Annotated in this window: 16 protein-coding genes; 6 read left to right on the forward strand and 10 right to left on the reverse strand. The window is 70.8% G+C overall.

The window, feature by feature from the left end:
• Positions 1–44: 44 nt before the first annotated feature.
• The 3 genes from AB0M63_RS27225 to AB0M63_RS27235 are packed head-to-tail and all read right to left on the reverse strand — an operon-like array spanning position 45 to position 2,019.
• Complete coding sequence (locus AB0M63_RS27225) at positions 45–755, reverse strand: SDR family oxidoreductase (protein ID WP_366021321.1); 711 nt, start codon at positions 753–755, stop codon at positions 45–47.
• Entirely contained in the window at positions 647–1,393 is a 747-nt protein-coding gene (locus AB0M63_RS27230; RefSeq protein WP_366021239.1) for a winged helix-turn-helix domain-containing protein, read from the reverse strand. Before AB0M63_RS27230 ends, AB0M63_RS27225 begins: the two co-directional genes overlap by 109 nt.
• A gap of 14 nt (positions 1,394–1,407) precedes the next feature.
• A complete protein-coding gene (locus AB0M63_RS27235) occupies positions 1,408–2,019 on the reverse strand; it encodes a hypothetical protein (RefSeq protein WP_366021240.1) in 612 nt (203 codons plus the stop codon).
• A gap of 253 nt (positions 2,020–2,272) precedes the next feature.
• Here AB0M63_RS27235 and AB0M63_RS27240 point away from each other — a divergent pair, with 253 nt between their 5' ends.
• Together AB0M63_RS27240 and AB0M63_RS27245 are read left to right on the forward strand one after the other, a co-directional pair.
• On the forward strand, positions 2,273–2,566 hold the full coding sequence (locus AB0M63_RS27240) for a hypothetical protein (RefSeq protein ID WP_366021241.1): 294 nt from the start codon (positions 2,273–2,275) through the stop codon (positions 2,564–2,566).
• Positions 2,563–3,243 carry a hypothetical protein gene (locus tag AB0M63_RS27245; protein WP_366021242.1) on the forward strand — a complete coding sequence of 227 codons (681 nt, stop codon included), beginning with the start codon at positions 2,563–2,565 and terminating at the stop codon, positions 3,241–3,243. The genes AB0M63_RS27240 and AB0M63_RS27245 overlap by 4 nt, the downstream gene beginning before the upstream one ends.
• An 87-nt stretch (positions 3,244–3,330) precedes the next feature.
• Here the strand turns inward: AB0M63_RS27245 and AB0M63_RS27250 are convergent, their stop codons facing one another.
• On the reverse strand, positions 3,331–7,701 hold the full coding sequence (locus tag AB0M63_RS27250; protein ID WP_366021243.1) for an FtsK/SpoIIIE domain-containing protein: 4,371 nt from the start codon (positions 7,699–7,701) through the stop codon (positions 3,331–3,333).
• Positions 7,702–7,832: 131 nt separating this feature from the next.
• On the reverse strand, positions 7,833–8,126 hold the full coding sequence (locus AB0M63_RS27255; protein WP_355908990.1) for a WXG100 family type VII secretion target: 294 nt from the start codon (positions 8,124–8,126) through the stop codon (positions 7,833–7,835).
• Between the two features lie 202 nt (positions 8,127–8,328).
• Here AB0M63_RS27255 and AB0M63_RS27260 point away from each other — a divergent pair, with 202 nt between their 5' ends.
• Complete coding sequence (locus AB0M63_RS27260) at positions 8,329–9,771, forward strand: hypothetical protein (RefSeq protein ID WP_366021244.1); 1,443 nt, start codon at positions 8,329–8,331, stop codon at positions 9,769–9,771.
• A 237-nt stretch (positions 9,772–10,008) separates the two neighbouring features.
• Positions 10,009–10,368 (forward strand): hypothetical protein, encoded by a 360-nt coding sequence (locus AB0M63_RS27265; protein WP_355908996.1) that lies wholly within the window; start codon positions 10,009–10,011, stop codon positions 10,366–10,368.
• Here the strand turns inward: AB0M63_RS27265 and AB0M63_RS27270 are convergent.
• The gene (locus AB0M63_RS27270) at positions 10,358–10,909 is read right to left on the reverse strand and encodes a hypothetical protein (RefSeq protein ID WP_355908999.1); all 552 of its coding nucleotides are present in this window, start codon (positions 10,907–10,909) and stop codon (positions 10,358–10,360) included. The two genes, AB0M63_RS27265 and AB0M63_RS27270, sit on opposite strands and share 11 nt — an antisense overlap.
• Positions 10,910–11,317: 408 nt before the next feature.
• On the reverse strand, positions 11,318–11,860 hold the full coding sequence (locus tag AB0M63_RS27275) for an NAD(P)H-binding protein (protein ID WP_366021245.1): 543 nt from the start codon (positions 11,858–11,860) through the stop codon (positions 11,318–11,320).
• Between the two features lie 158 nt (positions 11,861–12,018).
• Between AB0M63_RS27275 and AB0M63_RS27280 the strand changes: the two genes are divergently transcribed.
• Positions 12,019–13,290, forward strand: a complete 1,272-nt coding sequence (locus tag AB0M63_RS27280) for an RNA-guided endonuclease TnpB family protein (RefSeq protein ID WP_366021246.1) — start codon at positions 12,019–12,021, stop codon at positions 13,288–13,290.
• Between the two features lie 77 nt (positions 13,291–13,367).
• Here the strand turns inward: AB0M63_RS27280 and AB0M63_RS27285 are convergent, their stop codons facing one another.
• From AB0M63_RS27285 to AB0M63_RS27295, 3 genes are all read right to left on the reverse strand, one after another.
• Positions 13,368–15,035, reverse strand: a complete 1,668-nt coding sequence (locus AB0M63_RS27285) for a phospholipid carrier-dependent glycosyltransferase (RefSeq protein ID WP_366021322.1) — start codon at positions 15,033–15,035, stop codon at positions 13,368–13,370.
• 82 nt (positions 15,036–15,117) lie between these two features.
• The gene (locus tag AB0M63_RS27290; RefSeq protein ID WP_366021247.1) at positions 15,118–15,486 is read right to left on the reverse strand and encodes a cellulase; all 369 of its coding nucleotides are present in this window, start codon (positions 15,484–15,486) and stop codon (positions 15,118–15,120) included.
• A gap of 17 nt (positions 15,487–15,503) precedes the next feature.
• A complete protein-coding gene (locus AB0M63_RS27295) occupies positions 15,504–16,019 on the reverse strand; it encodes a SigE family RNA polymerase sigma factor (RefSeq protein WP_366021248.1) in 516 nt (171 codons plus the stop codon).
• A gap of 359 nt (positions 16,020–16,378) precedes the next feature.
• Between AB0M63_RS27295 and AB0M63_RS27300 the strand changes: the two genes are divergently transcribed.
• Entirely contained in the window at positions 16,379–17,320 is a 942-nt protein-coding gene (locus AB0M63_RS27300) for an EamA family transporter (RefSeq protein ID WP_366021249.1), read from the forward strand.
• Positions 17,321–17,560: the final 240 nt, after the last annotated feature.

Consider the following 17,560-nt stretch of genomic DNA (forward strand, 5'->3'; position numbering starts at 1 on the left):
GGTGGCATCCTCGGGGGATTTCGGTGGGGTGGGTGGGGTGGTTGTTATCCCTGGACGGTTGGGCGGACGTTGATCTCGCCGATCTCGACGTCGTGAGGCTGTTCGATGGCGAAGGCTACGGCGCGCGCGATGGCGGCTGGGGGGATGCCGATGGCGTTCATGTGCGTACGGATCTCGTTTTTCATGTGGGGGTCTGTCATGGAGTCGGCGAGGTCGGTGATGACGTATCCGGGTGAGATGACTGTGGTGCGCACGACGCCGTCGGTGGATTCTTTGCGGAGACCTTCGTGGACTGCGCGTATGGCGTTCTTGGTCGCTCCGTAGACGGCCATTGCGGGGGCTGCGACCATGCCGGCGGTGGAGGCGATGGTGACCAGATGTCCCGAGCCTTGCTTGCGGAAGACGGGCAGGGCGGCGGCGACTCCGTTCAGCATGCCGCGCAGGTGGACGTCGATCATGGCCGACCAGCCGTCGGTGTCGAGGTCGGCCAGGCGGCTGAGGGGGGCGATGCCGGCGTTGGTCACCAGAACATCGATCCGGCCGTACTGGTCGACGGTGGTGGAGACCAGGCGGCGCAGGTCCTCGGGCTTGGTGACGTCGACGACGCAGGCAACAGCGCGGCCTCCCTCGTCTCGGATGTCCTGCGCTATCGCGTCGATCCGCTCACCGCGGCGCGCTGCGAGGACGACTGCGGCATCGCGTTGTGCGAGCAGGCGGGCCGTGGCTTCGCCGATGCCGCTGCTCGCTCCGGTGATTGCGACGACCTTGTCGTGAAGAGAAAGCGCCGCTGCCTCCGAGCTCGTCGACCAGGTGGCCGTGCAGATTGGCCCCAGACCCAGACCACGGAGGTCTTGAGCTGGTTGTGCTCCACGACGATCAGGTCGCGGTAATCCCGCCAGGTGAAGACGGTCTTCACCTCGTCTTTCCGTCCCCGGTTCCCGTGCAACCGGCAGACCAGGCGGAACCGTTCGCCGCTCCTGTGACAGACCACGTCCGCCACGGAAACCCGTCCCCGGTTCGAGCCGCGCACCACGGGCGTCTGCCCACGCGGCGCCCACGTGTGCCCTTCGACGGCCTCAGCCCTTTGTTCCGCCTCGTCCTCGAAGCAGATGAAGGCATCCCGGGCCGCCGCAGTGGCTCTACCGTCTCTCCCCACCTCACTCCGCCACCGCCCGGCACCGGCGTCGTCCCGCTCCAGTGCCCGCCTCGCCGGCACCTGCGCAGCCCAGCCGTGCCGCCGCACCCCCTGCACCGTGTACTCCACCCCGGACAAGCGGATGACCAGCGCCCGGATCCGCACCAGCGTCGAGCCGCGCTCCTGGTCCCAGCCGTGCGCCAACGTGCCCCGCTCCACCTGCCACTGCCACACGGAACGCAAAGCCACTGCGCCCACTCAAGTGGTGAACGTCATCCCTTGCCGGTGACCTTCTCGCCCTTGGGGCCGACGGCGAACCACTTCGCGTCCACGCCCTGGCCGTTGAGGTCGCCGGGCTTGCTGTCGCCCGAGTAGCGGTAGATCGGCCAGCCGCCGACCGTGATCTGGATCTGGCCGTCCTCGCGGCGGATCGCTCCGACCTCCTTGGGATCCACGCCGGCCATGTAGACCTTGCCGCCCTCCTCGACGGTGACCGGCGGCCACTTGCCGGTGCAGGCGCCGGTGCAGGCCGATTTCGAGGGGGATGCCGAGTCGTCGTCGAAGCGGTACAGCGCGGCCTGGTTGATGTTGATCAGGTGCTGTGCGGGCAGTTGGTCGCTGGTGACGGCGGAGAGCTGGACCCATCGGGGCGGGGCCTCCTGGACGGCGACACCGACGACGGTTCCGCCGTTGCCGTGCAGGCCGGCCTGCGCTGCCGTGGAGTCGACGACCTGCAACGCCGCGTTGCCGGCGGTCGCGGCCGGGGTCGATGCGGCGCCGTCGGTCGTGGCCGCGGTCGGCGTGGAGGATGCCGGGCTGGAGGACGCCGGCTGTGATGTGTCGCCGATCTCGATGGTCTTGCCGCAGCCCGACAGTGCGGTCACGCAGCACAGCGCGAGCGCGGGAACGACGACAGCGCGCCGGAGCACTCTGCTGCGCGTTGTGTGAGGGGGCATCGGGCCGGTGGAGAACGTCATGCCTGAAACACGAGACAGCCCCGGCCCGGAGTTCAGCGATCCGCCGACTTTCGCCCGCCGCTCCCGGAAGCAGCGCGGCGGTGAACGATCCGGGACCACGGCCCCGTGTTTCCGATGGATGTGGACCTGTTCTCGCCGACCATGAACAACGAGGAAGTACATGGCATCACACATAGTCATCCCCGGCGATGAGTTGGAGGAGGCCCGCTCAACGCTGGGTTTCGTCCACGACTTCATCGACATCGGTCATCACACGTTCGACTTCGACGCGATGTTCGGGCGGGAGCTGTCCCGGGGCTCCGCCCAGAACTTCGAGAACAAGTGGGAGGACGGGAAGAACCAGCTGAAGAAGCAGGTCAAGGATGTCCAGGACGCGATCGGGAACGTCCTGGACTCGTTCGCGAAGACCGACCAGGACGCGGTGGCGAACCTCGATGACGGGAGCGGCGGATGACACCTGCCCTCAGTTTCCAGGACGGCCACGACGGCCACGACCATGACGACGCCGGCCGCACCGAGCCGCGGACCGCACCCGCGCGCGGCTTCCTGCTGGACATCCCCGACCGGTGGCAGCAGGCCGACCTCACCGGCGCGGCCATGGCCGAGGTGCGGGCGCGTGCGCTGGCCGCCGCTGCCACGCCGGGCGAGCAGGCCCGTATCAACGACATGTTCCGCCAGGGCAGGGAACTGGCCCGGTCGGCCCGCCGTCACGGCGCGCTGCTGGCCGTGGGCACGGCGGACATGTATGCCGACTGGCTCTTCCTGGCCTACGGCATGGTGTTCGCGGTGAGCATGCCGGTCGGGCAGGAGCTGACGCTGCCCGTGCTGTCCGCCCAGCTCGGCACCTCCACGGACGGGGCGGTGCCCGCGGACCGACTCGTCACGACGGCGCAGGTACCCCACGTGGGCACCGTCGCCCGGGTCACGGGGACGGAGACCGCCCGGATCACGGCCGACGTCGACGTGAAGCTGCTGGTCATGCACACGATGATGCCGGTGCCGGGCAGTGCACAGGAGTTCCTCGTGGTCACTCTTGCGAGTCCCAACCTGCCGTTGAAGAACGAGGTCTACGACCTGTTCGACGCCATCTCCGGCACCTTCCGCTTCGCGGAGGAGAGCGTCGCCGTCTGACGGGTGCAGGTGTGAGTGGAGGCGCCCCCCGGGCCGGGGGGGCGCCTCCACTCACATCAGGCAGCCGGACTCAGCCTCAGCAGCCCGCTACATGCCGGGCTCGGTCTCGGCGAAGGGCACCTGCACTCCGCGCAGGGTTCCGTCGCCCAGGTGCAGCAGCCCGCGCCCGGGTTGAGGGGCCGCGCCGACCAGTCCCCGGGTCAGCCTGACCCCGAGGAGCTCGCCGTCGGCCAGCCCTTGGGGGGAGAGGAGCATGCCGCAGCGGTTGCGTTTCATCTGGCCCATCCAGCCGGCGAGGCTCAACGCCAGCGACTCGGCGTTGCCGGCCGCGAGCACGCCCCATCCCGCGCCGGCGCCGCCGCGCGCGAGCAGTGCGAGGTCGGAGTCGATCTCGGAGCCCATGTAGAGTTCCGCGTCGTCGATGACGACGACTCCGTGCTCCTCGCCGATCTGACCGAGCGTGCGCCGGAAGTCGTCCGAGGACACCTCGGCGTCCGTGATCACGTCCGCCACCCCCGCCCAGCCCTTCAGCGCCCGCAGCGGCGAGCGGCGGGGCGCGAGCACGAGGAGCCCGGTGCCGGCGGCGAGCAGGGACTGCGACGCGGTCAGCAGGGCGGTGCTGCGGCCGGTGCGCGGCGGCCCGCCGATGATGAACGACGGTACGTCGGACAGGTCGGGTCCGAGCGAGGTGAGGGTGTCGCCGCCCACGGCCACCAGCGGCCGCATCGGCCCGCCCGGTGTGTGCAGGGTGATGGCGTCGTCGTAGGAGATCCGGTCGGGGACGAGGTCCAGGCGCAGGGGGCGCCGGTGCCCGGGAACCGGCTCCTCCCGGACGGTGAGTTCGTGGCCGAGGTCGGTGAGGGCCTGTGCCTGTGCGGTGCCGGACAGGTCCTCGTTCAGGACGGCGATCTGTACGGAGCTGAGGTCCTGGACGCGGATGCCGCGCCCGGGGGCGGGCGCGGTCGGGGCGGACTTGGTGGGGATGCCGACGCTGGAGTAGTCCTGGCGGTCGTTGAGCCGTAGGACGACCTTGTCTTCGGTGGTGCTGGAGAAGCGGCTTCCGCCCAGGACCCGGTCGCCGGCGAGGACGGCGTGGATGCCGGCGCCCGCTCCGTCGCGCAGGAGGCGCAGCAGGCGTTCCATGTAGCTGCCGTTGTCGTAGGTGCCGAACTCCCGCTCGAAGACCTCGAACCGGTCGACCATCAGGACGATGTGCGCGAGCCGTTCGCCGGGTGCCTGGGCGGCGCGCAGTTCTGTCAGGTCGGCGGTGCCGCGGGTGCCCAGAATGCTCTGGCGGGCGGTGAGTTCGGAGTTGAGGCGGTCCAGGAGGCGGCCGAGGCGTTCGGTCTGGCCCCGGTCGACCACCACCCCGCAATGCGGAAGCGCGGCCAGGGAGTTGAGGGCGCCGTTGCCACAGTCGATGCCGTACAGATGCACGTCGTCGGCTCCGTGGGCCTGTGCCAGGGCGGCGGCCAGGGTGCGCAGGGTCTGTGAGCGGCCGCTGCGGGGTGAGCCCACGATGTGCAGATGGCCCGCCCTGTCCACGTCGAACGTCAGGGCGGTGCGGGCCTGTTGGGCCGGGAGGTCCACCAGGCCGTACGTGACGGAGGGCAGCGCCGGGGCGCGGTCGGCGATGGGCTCGGGCGGGTGCGGTGGGGTCCAGGCCAGGGTGTCGGGCAGGGGTGGGAGCCAGGGGCTGGGCTGGCGTGGGGTGCCGTGGACTTCGGCCGCGCGGGCGATGGCTGCGGCCAGGACGGCGAGGTCGGTGACGGCCTCGGTCTGGTTCGCCCCGGAGCCTGGCCTGGTTGTCGCGGGCAGGGGGCCGCCGAGGGTGTGCCAGGAGATCGGTGCCGCGCTCACCGCGACGGGGGTGTCGGCCGCTACCTGTCCGCCGGGGCGCCGGCCGCCGACCCGGCCCGACTGGAACGGCAGCAGGGCCGAGGGGCCCAGACGGGCGTACGCGCGCCCGGGGTTGGCCGGTGAGATGTCGCCAGAGTCGGGGGCGTCGATGATGTCCCGGCTCTCGGAGGTGTCGGTGGTGCGCAGCGCGATGCGCAGGTTGGTGTTGGCCCGGATGTCCGGGGTTACCGCGCCGCCCGGGCGCTGGGTGGCGAGCACCATGTGGATACCGAGCGAGCGTCCGCGCTGGGCGATGTTGACCAACCCGGTGATGAAGTCGGGCAGTTCGCGCACCATCGAGGCGAACTCGTCGACGACCAGGACGAGCCGGGGCAGCGGCGGCAGTACGTCACCGCCGCGCGAGCGCTTGTCGAGGTAGTCGACGACGTCCTTGGCGCCCGCCTGCGCCAACTGGGTCTCCCGGCGCCTGAGTTCGGCCCCGAGCGAGACGAGCGCGCGCTCCACCTCCGCCGTGTCGAGGTCCGTGACGAGGCCGACGGTGTGCGGGAGTTCGGCGCATTCCGCGAACGCGCTGCCGCCCTTGTAGTCGACGAGGACGAACGTCATCTCGTCCGGTCTGTTGACCACCGCGAGGGTGGCGACGAGGGTCTGGAGCAGCTCCGACTTGCCGCTGCCAGTGGTGCCGGCGATGAGCGCGTGCGGGCCGTCCTGGACCAGGTCGACGGCGAAGTCGCCGTCGTAGCCGGTGCCGAGTATGGCCCGGGTGCTGCGGCCTCCGAGTGACCAGCCGGCCACGATCGCGTCCGGGGTCGGGGGTTCGATGCCCAGCAGGTCCAGCAGCCGTACAGAGGCGGGCAAGGCGCTCTCGTCGTTGTCGCCGACGCCGCGCAGCGGGGCCAGCGCCCGCGCGAAGTGCTCGTACCAGAAGGGATCGGGTGAGTCGGCGCGCACGCCGTCCAACTGCCCGCCGCCGTCGGTCCGTAGGCGAAGCGACCGCGTGCCGGGGGTGAGGACGACGACGGCGCCGCACTCCTCCGGCAGCAGCTGCTCCTCGCGGTCGACGCACAGCGTGTACACGCCGACGGACGGGCCGTCCCGCAGCAGCGCGATGACCCCGGGCAGGGAGCGGGCGCGGCGGGCCTGTTCCAGGACGACGAGGATGTCGGGATGGCCGGTCACCCCGCCGCGGGTCAGCTCCGGACCGGCCGCGATACGGGAGGCGACCAGCTGGCCGAGTTCACCGACGCGGCGGGCCAGGGACTCCGCGGTGCTGCCGACGAGGGCGTAGGCGTCCTCGCCCTGTGCCTGGGCGTGGGGCAGCCAGCGGGTCCAGGACCAGTCCCGCTCGCCGTCCGGACCGGCCAGGACGACGATCCGCAGGTCGCCCGGGCTGTGCAGGGCGGCGGCCTGGGCCGTCACCCAGCTCGCCATCGAGGTCGCGTCCGGGCCGGCGAAGCCCGCGACCCCGGAGCGGCGCAGCGAGACGGAGACCGGCACCTGGTTCAGCCGTGGCACGGTGGTGCGCCGGTGCTCGTCCTGGGTCGGGTCGTCCACGGTCAGGGAGGACGGCAGGTCGGTGGTGCCGACGCGGACGGACAGGAAGTCGGGGTCCTTCCACCGCCGTTCCCACAGCCGCTCGGAGGGCTGGGCCGCCATCTGCAGGAGTGCCGCCGGGTCGGGCAGGGAGAGGCGGAGGTTGTGCTGTTCGGCGAGGACGGCCGCGTTGATGTCGGCCTTCAGCCGACTCAGCGTCTGCTCGTACTCCTTCATCTGCTCCAGGTATTTGACCATCGCCTGCTTGCGCCCGCTGAACTGGCTGGCCAGCGCGGCGATCGGGGAGAGCAGCGCGATGAAGACGAACGACCACCGATGGGTGACCAGGATGGCCACCGCGGCGCTGCCCGCCGGGAGCAGCAGGATCGGCAGCAGCGGGATCGGCCGCTTCTCCGGCTTGCTCGGCGGTGTGGGCAGCCGGAACTTCGCGCCCGCCGCCGGCGGCAGGAAGCGCGGCGGCCGGTTGAATTCCAGCCCCATGCCATCGGGCGCCACGGTCAGCGGCGCCCGCCGCGTGGACGGGACGGTCAGCTCCAACAGGTGTGCCCCGACCTCCAGCTGACTGCCCGCCTGCCACGGCGAGGAGTCCGGCACCGGCTTGCCGTCCAGCAGCACGCCCTCCCGCGCGGTCAGTTCCGCACTCCCGTCGACCCGGACCCTCACCCGGGCCGCCCTGGGCGGTGCGTCGCCGGTGAGCGGGATCGGGCAGTCCGGTGCACCGCCGATGTCGTAGTCGCCCGGCACCAGGCGGAACACGGTGCCCGCCCCCGGTCCCGACACCACACGGACCTCGGTCCGTCCCTCGGGTGCCGGCCCGCCGGGCACGGGAGCGCCCAGGCCGAGGTCCATGCCGTCGCGGATACCCGCCTCCTGGATGGTGGCGGCGGGATCCGCCAGGGCCGGGCCGAGATAGAGCGCCGGTTCGGCGCCCACCGTCCCCTCCGCCGGCCACGTCGACGCGGCGCCGACCGACCGTGCCAGCTCCGCGGCAAACCGGCCCACCGGCACGGACGGTCCGGTCTCGACTGCGACGGTGGTCGACACCCCGTCGTCCTGCGGTTCTCGAACACTGACGGTCAATCGCACTGCTCGTCGTCTTCTCTCTGTGGAGGGGCGGTGGGGCACCGGTTCGCCTCGGGCTTCGAAGAGCCCGGGGGTGACGGCCGCGGCCGGGGTCAGTTCAGGTTGTTCCCGAGCGAGCTGTCCGTCTGGTCGAACGCGTCACCGACCGACTTCACGTAGTTCCCGATGCCCTGGAGCGAGTCGTTGACCTGCTGGAAGCCCTTGGCGAACTCGTCGAAGAACGGCGAGAACTTCTGCTGGGCCGCCGGCGTGCTGTACCCGTTGGACAGCAGGCTCTGGATCTTGTTCCTGACCTCGGAGAGCTTGTCCGTGAGCTGCGAGAAGTCGTTCAGCAGGGCCTGCGACGTGCTGGCCGTCTCATCGGAGTTGACGTTGAAATTGGGCATGACAGTGCTCCTTGTGCGTGTGGGTATTGAGCCGCCGCGCCACGATCCGTGGGTTTCCGACAGGCATCGATGACTACACGGGGCCGGCCGCCCGGAAGGTTCACCCGCCGACGTGAGAAAGCACACCGGTTCGTCGAACCTTTCCGGCGGGCTGCCCCGTGTAGTCGGCACACGCCAACGCCGCAGAACCTAGGTGGACCCCATGAGCAACAGCCCCGGATCCAGGCCCGGGAGCGGCGCACGACCGGCCGCGGTGCGCCGCCCGCACCACGCCCTCATCGCACTGCTGATCGCGTGTCTCACCGGCCTCGGTATGACCACCGCCGCAGTGGCCGCCGACGGAGACCTGGTCAAGGTGTTCGTCGTGCAGGACCCCGGGCAGACCGGCGGCACCCCGGTCACGCTCGCAGAGATCGCGCAAGCCACCCTCGGAGACGAGACCCGGGCCGGTGACATCTTCACCCTCAACCGCGGCCTCGCACAGAAGGACGGCGACAGCCTGAACAGCCCCGACGAGACTCTGCATCCAGGCTGGATCCTGCGGCTGCCCCAAGACGCCTCGGGCCCCGACGTACAACTCGCCAGAGACACCTCGGCCGGACAGACCACCGGCTCCGGGGACCAAGGCCAGGGCACGGCCGCGCCGACAGGCAGCGGCTCGCCCACCGGGCAGACCGCGGTGTTCGCCATCCCGCTGGCCTCCGCCATCGCGGTAGCCGGCGCGTTCCTCCTCGCCCTGGTGACAGCCGCCATCGCGAGCCGACGCGGCATCACATCCTGGGCCGCCGCCGTCGGCCGCGCGGTGCGCCGACTCGGCGATCCGGCCCGCCGCCGACGCCGACTCGCCGTCCGGCGCTCCACCGGCCTCCGCTTCGCGACCGACGCCGACTCCGTACGACGCGCCTACGACACCCTCGCCGACTTCGCAGCCACCCCCCTGCGGGACGCCGTACCCGTCCACGCCCTGCGGGTGGACGACACCGGCGTACTGGCGTGGCTCGACACGACGCAGGCCCCCGACCCCACCTGGACCCACATTGACGGCCCGCGCTGGCAGCGCCCCGCCTCCGCCACCGACTGGCTGAACCGGCCCGAGACCACCACACCGGCCGACCCGGGCGAAGCCCTCCTCGTCCGGGTCGGCACCGACCAGGAGGACTGCCCGGTCTTCGTCGACCTCAGCCGCCTCGACGGCGTCCTCAGCGTCACCGGAAACGCCGCGGTGGCCCGCGACGTCGTGCAGAACCTGCTGGCCGAGGTCGCCCGCAACCGGCCTCAGACCCCCGTGACCGTACTGGCCGGGGCGGACGGCTCACCGCTGCCCGCCGTACCACCAGGCCTCAACCACCTCACCCGCGTCGAACCATCCACCGCGAGGGCAGACACGGCAAGGATGGACACGGCGACACCGGGCGCTGTACGCTCCCCCGCGCACCGGCACCCCGTAGTCGGCCTGGTCGTGGTCGCCGGCACCCCCGGGCCGCGAGAGACCGCCGAACTGGAGGCTCTCTGCGGACCACGGGGCGCGGGATGGACGGGATTCGTGTACGGGGACGCCACCAGCGCCCACTGGCAATGGCACGCCGATGACGAAGGCTGCGTCACAGTCCCCGTTCTGCCGCTCCGCCTGACCGTGCCCACCTGACGTGGATGCGCGGCGGTCCGCCGCAACAGGGTCGAGAGCCCGCCTCGTGATGGCAGTGCCCACGCCAAGCAGGTCGGTCAGACGACGAGCGTGCGCACGTCTCACCCGGTCCTGCGCGGGCCCTGCGCCGAGGGACACCTGGATGTCACCGGTTCTGACCATGGACACGCGGCACGCTGAAGGCCAACTCATCTGCGGCAGAGCGACGCAGCCTCGAAGGCGGGTCCGGGGGAGATCATGGTCGGCCGGCAGCACCGCGGCGACGAGAACGGCACGACCTGGTACCGGTACGCCAAGGTCACCCTCGGCCAGTCCGGCCCGCCTCCGTCGCCGTCCTCCTCCGGCAGCGCGTTCCAGGGCACCACCGGCCATGTGCGCATCAACTGCAAACCCGAGAACTGGCCACGGGGCACCGTCGTCGCGGTAACCCCGGCCGGATCACGGCCGTCGTGCGGCGGACCCGCCGCACAGTTTCCGGCCCACGCCAGTGGCCGCCGGCACGAGCAGGTTCGTGCCCTCCGCGCCCGCTGCGCCGAAGTCCCAGACGCGCAGCGCACGCAAACACCGGACAGCGCAGAGAGCCACCTCATCCGGTGAGAGCTGGCGCGGGGCCCACCGTCCCCGGTCCGTAGCGGTCATTGAGCCGGTCGATGACCGGCTCAACCCGCAGCCGCGCCTCGCGGGCGCCGTCCAGTGTCAACTGCGTGTGGGCAAGCCCTCCGTCCACGGCCTCCGCGACCAGCGTGAGGCGCAGTATGCGGGCGCGTTGCAGTCCGAAGCCGTCCAGGACGCCGTACACAGCACGGCGAAGATCGTCCGTATGCGCCGAAGGAGCAGCCAACGTGCAGGTCTTCGACACCTGCGCCCGGTCAGCCATCCACACCACCACCGTGACCGAACGCGCCGCCCCACCGCCCGCCCGCATCCGGGCCCCGAGCTCTGCGGCCAGCCGCAGAGCCGCGGAGCGGACCTCGAAGCCGTCGAGAACATCGACGGCAAAGTCCTCCCGGACGCTGACCATCTCCGCCGCACGGCCCGGCACCACCTTCCGATGATCCACTTCCCGCGCGCGTTCCTGCAGCGCGCGCCCCGGCCGTCCCAGGATCCGCAGCACCGTCGCGCCGGGCAGCGCGGCCAACTGGCCGATCGTCTGGATTCACAGAGAACGAAGCGCCGTGGCCTGCGCACGCCGGATCCCATACAACTCGGCTACCGGAAGCGGCCCGAGGAAATCCGCGGTGTCGGACGCCGTCACGTGAAGAACGCCGCTCACCCCCCGTACGCGAGGACGCCATGGCCGCAACGTTCCAGGACGGGCCGATCCCCACGACCGTGCCCAGGCCGCACAGAGCCGCCGCCTGAAGCCGCAGTCGCTGCGCCAGACCGACCGGGCCGACGCCGAACAGTTGCAGAGCGCCGCCCACCTGGGCAACAGCCGCCGTCGGCGCCAACGCCTGGGCGAGCGGGGTGAACCGCTCGATCACCTCCATGAGCTCGGCGAGCCCTTCGCCTTGACGGAGCCTCACGTGGAGGAAGACCGCCTCCTTCACCACACCCTCCCGAGCGTCGGCCGTACGAGCACCTGCTGCTCGAACCGGCTGCACAATCGCCGTCCCGACCCCAAATGGCCAGCCAGTTCACGGTTTTGGGCCTTCAGGAATCCACGAACCTGTCGGCTTCTGTACGCCATGCCGCTCGCGCGGATGTGCTCCTCGGTGTGGAAGTGGTCGCGGGCCAGCGTGAACGTCGCGTCGGGGGCGGCGCCGAAGAAGGACACGTACACCAGATGCGCTACGCCCGCCTTCGCCGCGGCATCCACGAACTCCCGGTGCTGCGCGAGCCGTTGGGCGCTCTCGGGGGCGGACACCATGAACACGGTCCGAGCACCGGCGAGACAGCGTGGCAGAGCCTCGCAGTCGCCGTACTCACCGCGCACCGGTGTGGCGCCGGGCAGTTCGGGGGCCCGCTCGGGGTTCCGGGTCAACAGCCTTTGCGCCACGCCCTGTTCGGCGAGACGCCGGGCGACGCGTCCGCCGAGGCGGCCCGTCGCCCCGGTCACCAGCACGGAGGGCTCCTGCGGTTCGGTCATCGGGATTCCTTCGTGGATACCCCGGCCTTCGGGCCGGGGAGGAAACGAAGCCCCTGCGGAGTGGGGCAGGGAAAGGTGAATCGCCTCCAGGGCGATTCGGCGTCTGCGGCCACCGGCCGATACCCGCCCCTCACACGGGGGCTGATAGCGTGTGAGACGTGAGGGAGCAGGTCAAGCGGGCGTTCAAGTACCGCTTTTACCCCACGGACGAGCAGGCAGCCGAGCTGTCCCGCACGTTCGGCTGCGTCCGCCTCGTATACAACAAGGCGCTGGAGGAGCGCACGCGGGCCTGGTACGGCGAGCGGCGCCGGATCTCCTACGTGCAGTCGTCGGCCGCGCTGACAGAGTGGAAGAAGGCCGAGGAACTGGCCTTCCTCTCGGAGGTGTCCTCGGTCCCGCTCCAGCAGGTGCTGAGGCACCTTCAGACGGCGTTCGGGAACTTCTTCGCCAAGCGGGCCAAGTACCCGCGCTACAAGTCGCGGAAGAAGTCCCGCGCGTCGGCCGAGTACACCCGCAGCGCCTTCCGATGGTGCGACGGGCGCCTGACACTCGCGAAGATGGCCGAGCCCCTGGACATCCGCTGGTCGCGTCCGCTCCCCGAGGGGGCGGAGCCGACCACGGCGACCGTGTCCCGCGACCCGGCGGGCCGCTGGTTCGTGTCCCTGTTGTGCGAGGACACCGTCGCCTCTCCACCCGCCACGTCTGCGGCGGTTGGTCTGGACGCCGGAATCGCCTCTCTCGTGACCCTGTCCACCGGGGAGAAGATCGCCAATCCCCGGCACGAGCGCCGTGACCGTACTCGCCTCTCCCGTGCTCAGCGGGAGTTGTCCCGCAAGGCGAAAGGCTCGGCGAACCGCGAGAAAGCCCGACGCCGGGTCGCCAAGGTCCACGCGCGGATCGCCGACCGGCGCCGCGACTTCCTGCACAAGCTGTCGACTCGACTCGTCCGCGAGAACCAAACGGTCGTGATCGAGGACCTCACCGTCCGCAACCTGCTGAAGAACGGCAAGCTCGCGCGCGCCATCTCCGATGCGGCATGGACGGACCTCCGCATGATGCTGGAGTACAAATGCGCCTGGTACGGGCGTGAACTCGTCGTGATCGACCGGTGGTTCCCCAGTTCCAAGCTGTGCGGAGCCTGCGGCACGGTCGCAGCGAAGATGCCGCTCAACGTCCGCGAGTGGACGTGCGACTGCGGCGCGGTGCATGACCGCGATGTGAACGCGGCACGCAACATTCTCGCCGCCGGGCTGGCGGCCTCTGCCTGTGGAGACGGTGTAAGACCTCAACGGGAATCCTCCCGGACGGGGCGGTCGTCGGTGAAGCAGGAACCCCAGCGGGCGACCGCTGGAATCCCCCGCCTTAGGGCGGGGGAGGAAGTCAAGGTCGGCATCACTTCCTGTGCGGTGGGATCACGCCGGGGGTATTGAAACCGGCGCCGATCCCCAGGACGAGCAGGCGGGAGTCGCCGGGCGCGTCGGTACGGTGCGCTGAAGTGTGCTCGGGCTCAGATCCAGGTGTCGAGCCACATCCTGGCGTGCCAGTCGGCGTACGGGATCGTCTGGTCGGTGTAGATCGGGAAGAGGTAGATGAAGTTCCAGGCGATGAGCAGGACGACTACGCCCGCGGTCACCGCACCTCGTGTGCGGCGCTTGTCAGTTGCTCCCGGTGGACCCATGAGGGCCCCCAGCATCATCGTCACCGCCAGGCACAGGTACGGCACGAAGACGACCGCGTAGAAGGAGAAGATCGTGCGGTCCTGGTACAGGAACCACGGCAGGTAACCGGCACCCACGGCACACAGGACGGCGCCCGAGCGCCAGTCGCGGCGCAGCGCCCATCGGTAGAGCAGGTACACGAGCGCACAGCACGCCGACCACCACAGGAGCGGTGTGCCCAGGGCGAGGATCGTCTGGGAGCAGGCGGTCGCGGTGTGGCAGCCGTCCGTCCCGGGTTTCGGCGACTCGTAGGAGAACAGCACGGGGCGGCCGAGGACCAGCCAACTCCAGGGGTTCGACTGGTACTTGTGGGGAGTGTGCAGCCCCACGTTGAACTGGTACACCGCGTGCTCGTAGTGCCACAGGCTGCGCAGCGGGGCCGGGATCCACGACCAGGTGCCGCCGCGGCCGTCCGCCCAGTGGCGTCCGTAGCCGTCGCCGGACAGGAACCAGCCGGTCCACGTGGCCAGATACGTCATGACGGCGACCGGGACGAGGGAGAGCACCGACGGGCCGAGATCCTTGCGCAGCACCGCGCGGTAGGGGTGGTACGCCCCGGCCACGCGGCGGGCGCCGACATCCCACAGCAGGGTGAGGACCACGAAGAAGGCGAGGAAGTACAGGCCGTTCCATTTGGTCGAGGCGGCCAGTCCCAGGAAGACGCCGGCCGCGAGCCGCCAGGGACGTGCTCCCGTACCGGCACGGTCACCGATTGGTCGGTCCGGACGTATCCGGCCGTCCTCGTCGGCCGGCAGGGCTGCCGCGAGCCGGGCCCGCGCCCTGTCCCGGTCGATGAGCAGACATCCGAACGCCGCCAGCGCGAAGAACATGACGACGAGGTCGAGCAGAGCGGTGCGGCTCATCACCAAGTGGAGGCCGTCCATCGCCATCAGCGCTCCGGCCAGACAGCCCAGCGGTGTCGAACGGAACAGGCGGCGCCCTATTCGGCACAGCATCAGCACCGACAGCGTGCCGAGGAGCGCCGTCATGCAGCGCCAGCCGAAGGGGGTGAGGCCGAACACCGACTCGCCGAGGGCGATCACCCACTTGCCCGTCGGCGGGTGCGCGACGAAGGCCCCGGCGTCGGAGAGCGGGATCACCTGGGGATGGGCCAGGACCTGCGGGTCGGCGATGCTGCTCTTCGGCCAGGTGCCCTCGTATCCGAACCGCAGCAAGGACCAGGCGTCCTTGGCGTAGTACGTCTCGTCGAACACGATCGCCCGCGGGTTGTCGAGCCGCCAGAAGCGCGGCAGCCCGGCGAGAAACGCGACCAGCAGCGGCCCGCCCCATCCCGACCGGCGCGCGAGCCGGCAGGCAAGGTCCGGAGACAGCCCGAGCACACGCCACAGCCGTGTCGAGGGTTCGGGGAACGGCACGACCAGGCGGTCGCGCACGGACGTACGCGGACGCGCGACGTACCCGAGGTGGCGCAGTCGCCGCTCCCAGGATGGCGGCAGGCTGTTCGGCGCCTCCTGTGGGTCGTCGACAGACGGGGTCGCGTGGTGAGGGATCACGTGGGGAGCTTTCTGACGTGTGGAGCTACCTGGCGGAGGTCGGTCCCGGCATCGGTCCCTGTCCGGGAACCGAGACCCGGTACGGCGACGGCACCCCGGCCTCGCTGGACGCGGGCCGTGCGGTCGCCGGCCTCGGGAGGACGGACTCGGCCGAGGTGACCGGGCGGGGCTGAGGACCGGTGGGCCCACCCTGAGCGAAGGAGTTCGCCAGGATCACCAGCCCGACCCCGAGCCCGGCGACGGTCAGCACCGATCCGGTCGCCGTCCAGGCCGTCCGGGTCCGCCGGCGTGAGCGAACGCCGGCCCGCAGGCGGAGTCGGTGCCGGTCCTCGTAGGGCGTGTCCTCCTGACTGTCACGCATCATGCGCGCCAGTTCCTGCTCGAAGTGATCCATGGCTCCTTCTTCGCTCCTCACTCGACGGCCTCGACCGGCTCGACCGCATCGGCCAGAAGCTGCCGCAAGCGGGCGACGCCGCGCGCCGTGAGCGAACGGGCGGTGCCCACCGGACACCCCAGCACCTCCGCGACATGCTGTTCGGGCAGATCCTGGTAGTAGCGCAGCACCACGGCTGCCCGTTGGCGCGGCGGCAGCAACGCCAACATGGCCTCCAGGCGCGTCCGTTCGTCCACGGCGGCGGTCTCGTCGCCCGCCTCGGGCGGGTCGGGCAGTCGGTCCACCGGGTGTTCGCCCCACCAGCGGCGCCGTGCCGACCGAGCCGCGGCACGGGCCAGGATCCTGCGCACATACGCCTCCGGCGCCTGCTCGGCCACCTTCGGCCAGGCGAACCACAGCTTGACCAGCGCCTCCTGCAGCAGATCCTCCGCCCGGTGCCGGTCCCCGCCGGTGAGCAGCCGCGCCAGATGAAGCAACGCCGACCACCGAGCCGCCACGAACCGGTCGAACTCATCGGCCCGCAACTGCCCCATCAGCGTTCCCCCTTACCTCCCTGTCGAGCACGCACGCGCCCCTTCACCTCTTAGAAAGGCACTGGCATCGGCCTGGCTATGCACCCGTGTCGTGTGGTGTGGGTCACATGCGCTATCCCCTACGGCGGCGGGCGGCAGCCGTCCGCCGGGATCCAGCGCCCACATCCTCACCCGGTAGCCTCACCGAGTGAACACCTACTGGCACGTCGTTCTGCCGCCGCTCCGCGCCTGACCGGGCGCAGACACCGACGGTTTGATTCCTGACCCCGACCGATCCGCGACAAGGTGGTTTGGGGGAGTGGTCGTGCGCCCGTTTCGAATCGAGTCCCTGACGCATTCGACGACGGAAGAACACGACTGTGCCGAACCGCACCACCCATCCGACTCCCGCACGCCCTTCTCGCACCGCTCTCCTCAGCGGCCCCGCACCGATCATCGCCGCGGCGGTGCTGTGGGGCACGACCGGGACCACCGGCTCCCTGGCACCGGCCGACGCGCCCGCCGCGGCCATCGGCTCGGCCGGTCTCACCCTCGGCGGCATCCTGCTGTACCTCACCTCCCGTGGTGCCCGCTCGTTGCCCGTCGCCTGCACCCGCGCCGAGCGGTGGCTGCTCGTCCTCGGCGCGCCGGCCGTCGCCGGGTATCCGATCACCTTCTATCCGGCGGTGGCACGGACCGGCGTGGCGGTGGCCACCGTGATCGCGCTGGGCAGCGCACCGGTCTTCGCCGGACTGCTGTCCTGGTTCACCGGACAGGCCCGCCCCACCGCACGCTGGACCGGCGCGACAGCGGCCGCCGTGCTGGGCTGCACCCTGCTGGTCCTGGGCCCCCAACTAACCCGACACGCCACACCGATCGACCCGACAGGCGTCGCCCTGGCCGCCTGCGCCGGACTGTCCTACGCCGCCTACTCACTCATCGGCAGCTGGCTCATCACCCGCGGGCACGCCTCCGACGCCGTGATGGGCGTGCTCTTCGGCGCGGCCGGACTGCTCGTCGTGCCACTCGTACTGTTCGTCGACATGCACTGGCTCGCCACCACACGCGGCGCCGCGGTGGCCGGGTATCTCGCCCTGTTCACCGTCTACTTGGCCTACCGGCTCTTCGGACACGGCCTACGCCGTACACCCGCGTCGTCCGCCACGGCGCTGACCCTGGTCGAGCCCGCGGTCGCGGCGGTTCTGGGGGTCGGTCTCCTCGGCGAACGTCTTCCCGTCGCTTCGTGGTGCGAGCTGGGTGTCCTCGCGGTGGGACTGGTCCTGCTGACCGTTCGCGTCGGCGCTGGGCGTCGGGAACGGTAGTCGATGGGATGGGTTCCGGTCCGGTAGTGGATGTTCCGGGGCCGGACCGGGTGTCTGAATCGCCTCTGCTGCGCGGGAGTTGATCGATGGTGTTCCGGAGTGCGTAGTGGTGGCGGGGTCTGTGCGTGACGTGGGGTCGTTCGGGTCGGGGGTGTTGGTGATCGCGGTGGGCCTGGACTTGCTGACCGTCTCCGTCGGGGCTGGGTGTCGGGAACGTTTGCCGATGGGATGCGCCTGGTC

Source organism: Streptomyces sp. NPDC051576, from assembly GCF_040681835.1.
GTDB lineage: Bacteria > Actinomycetota > Actinomycetes > Streptomycetales > Streptomycetaceae > Streptomyces.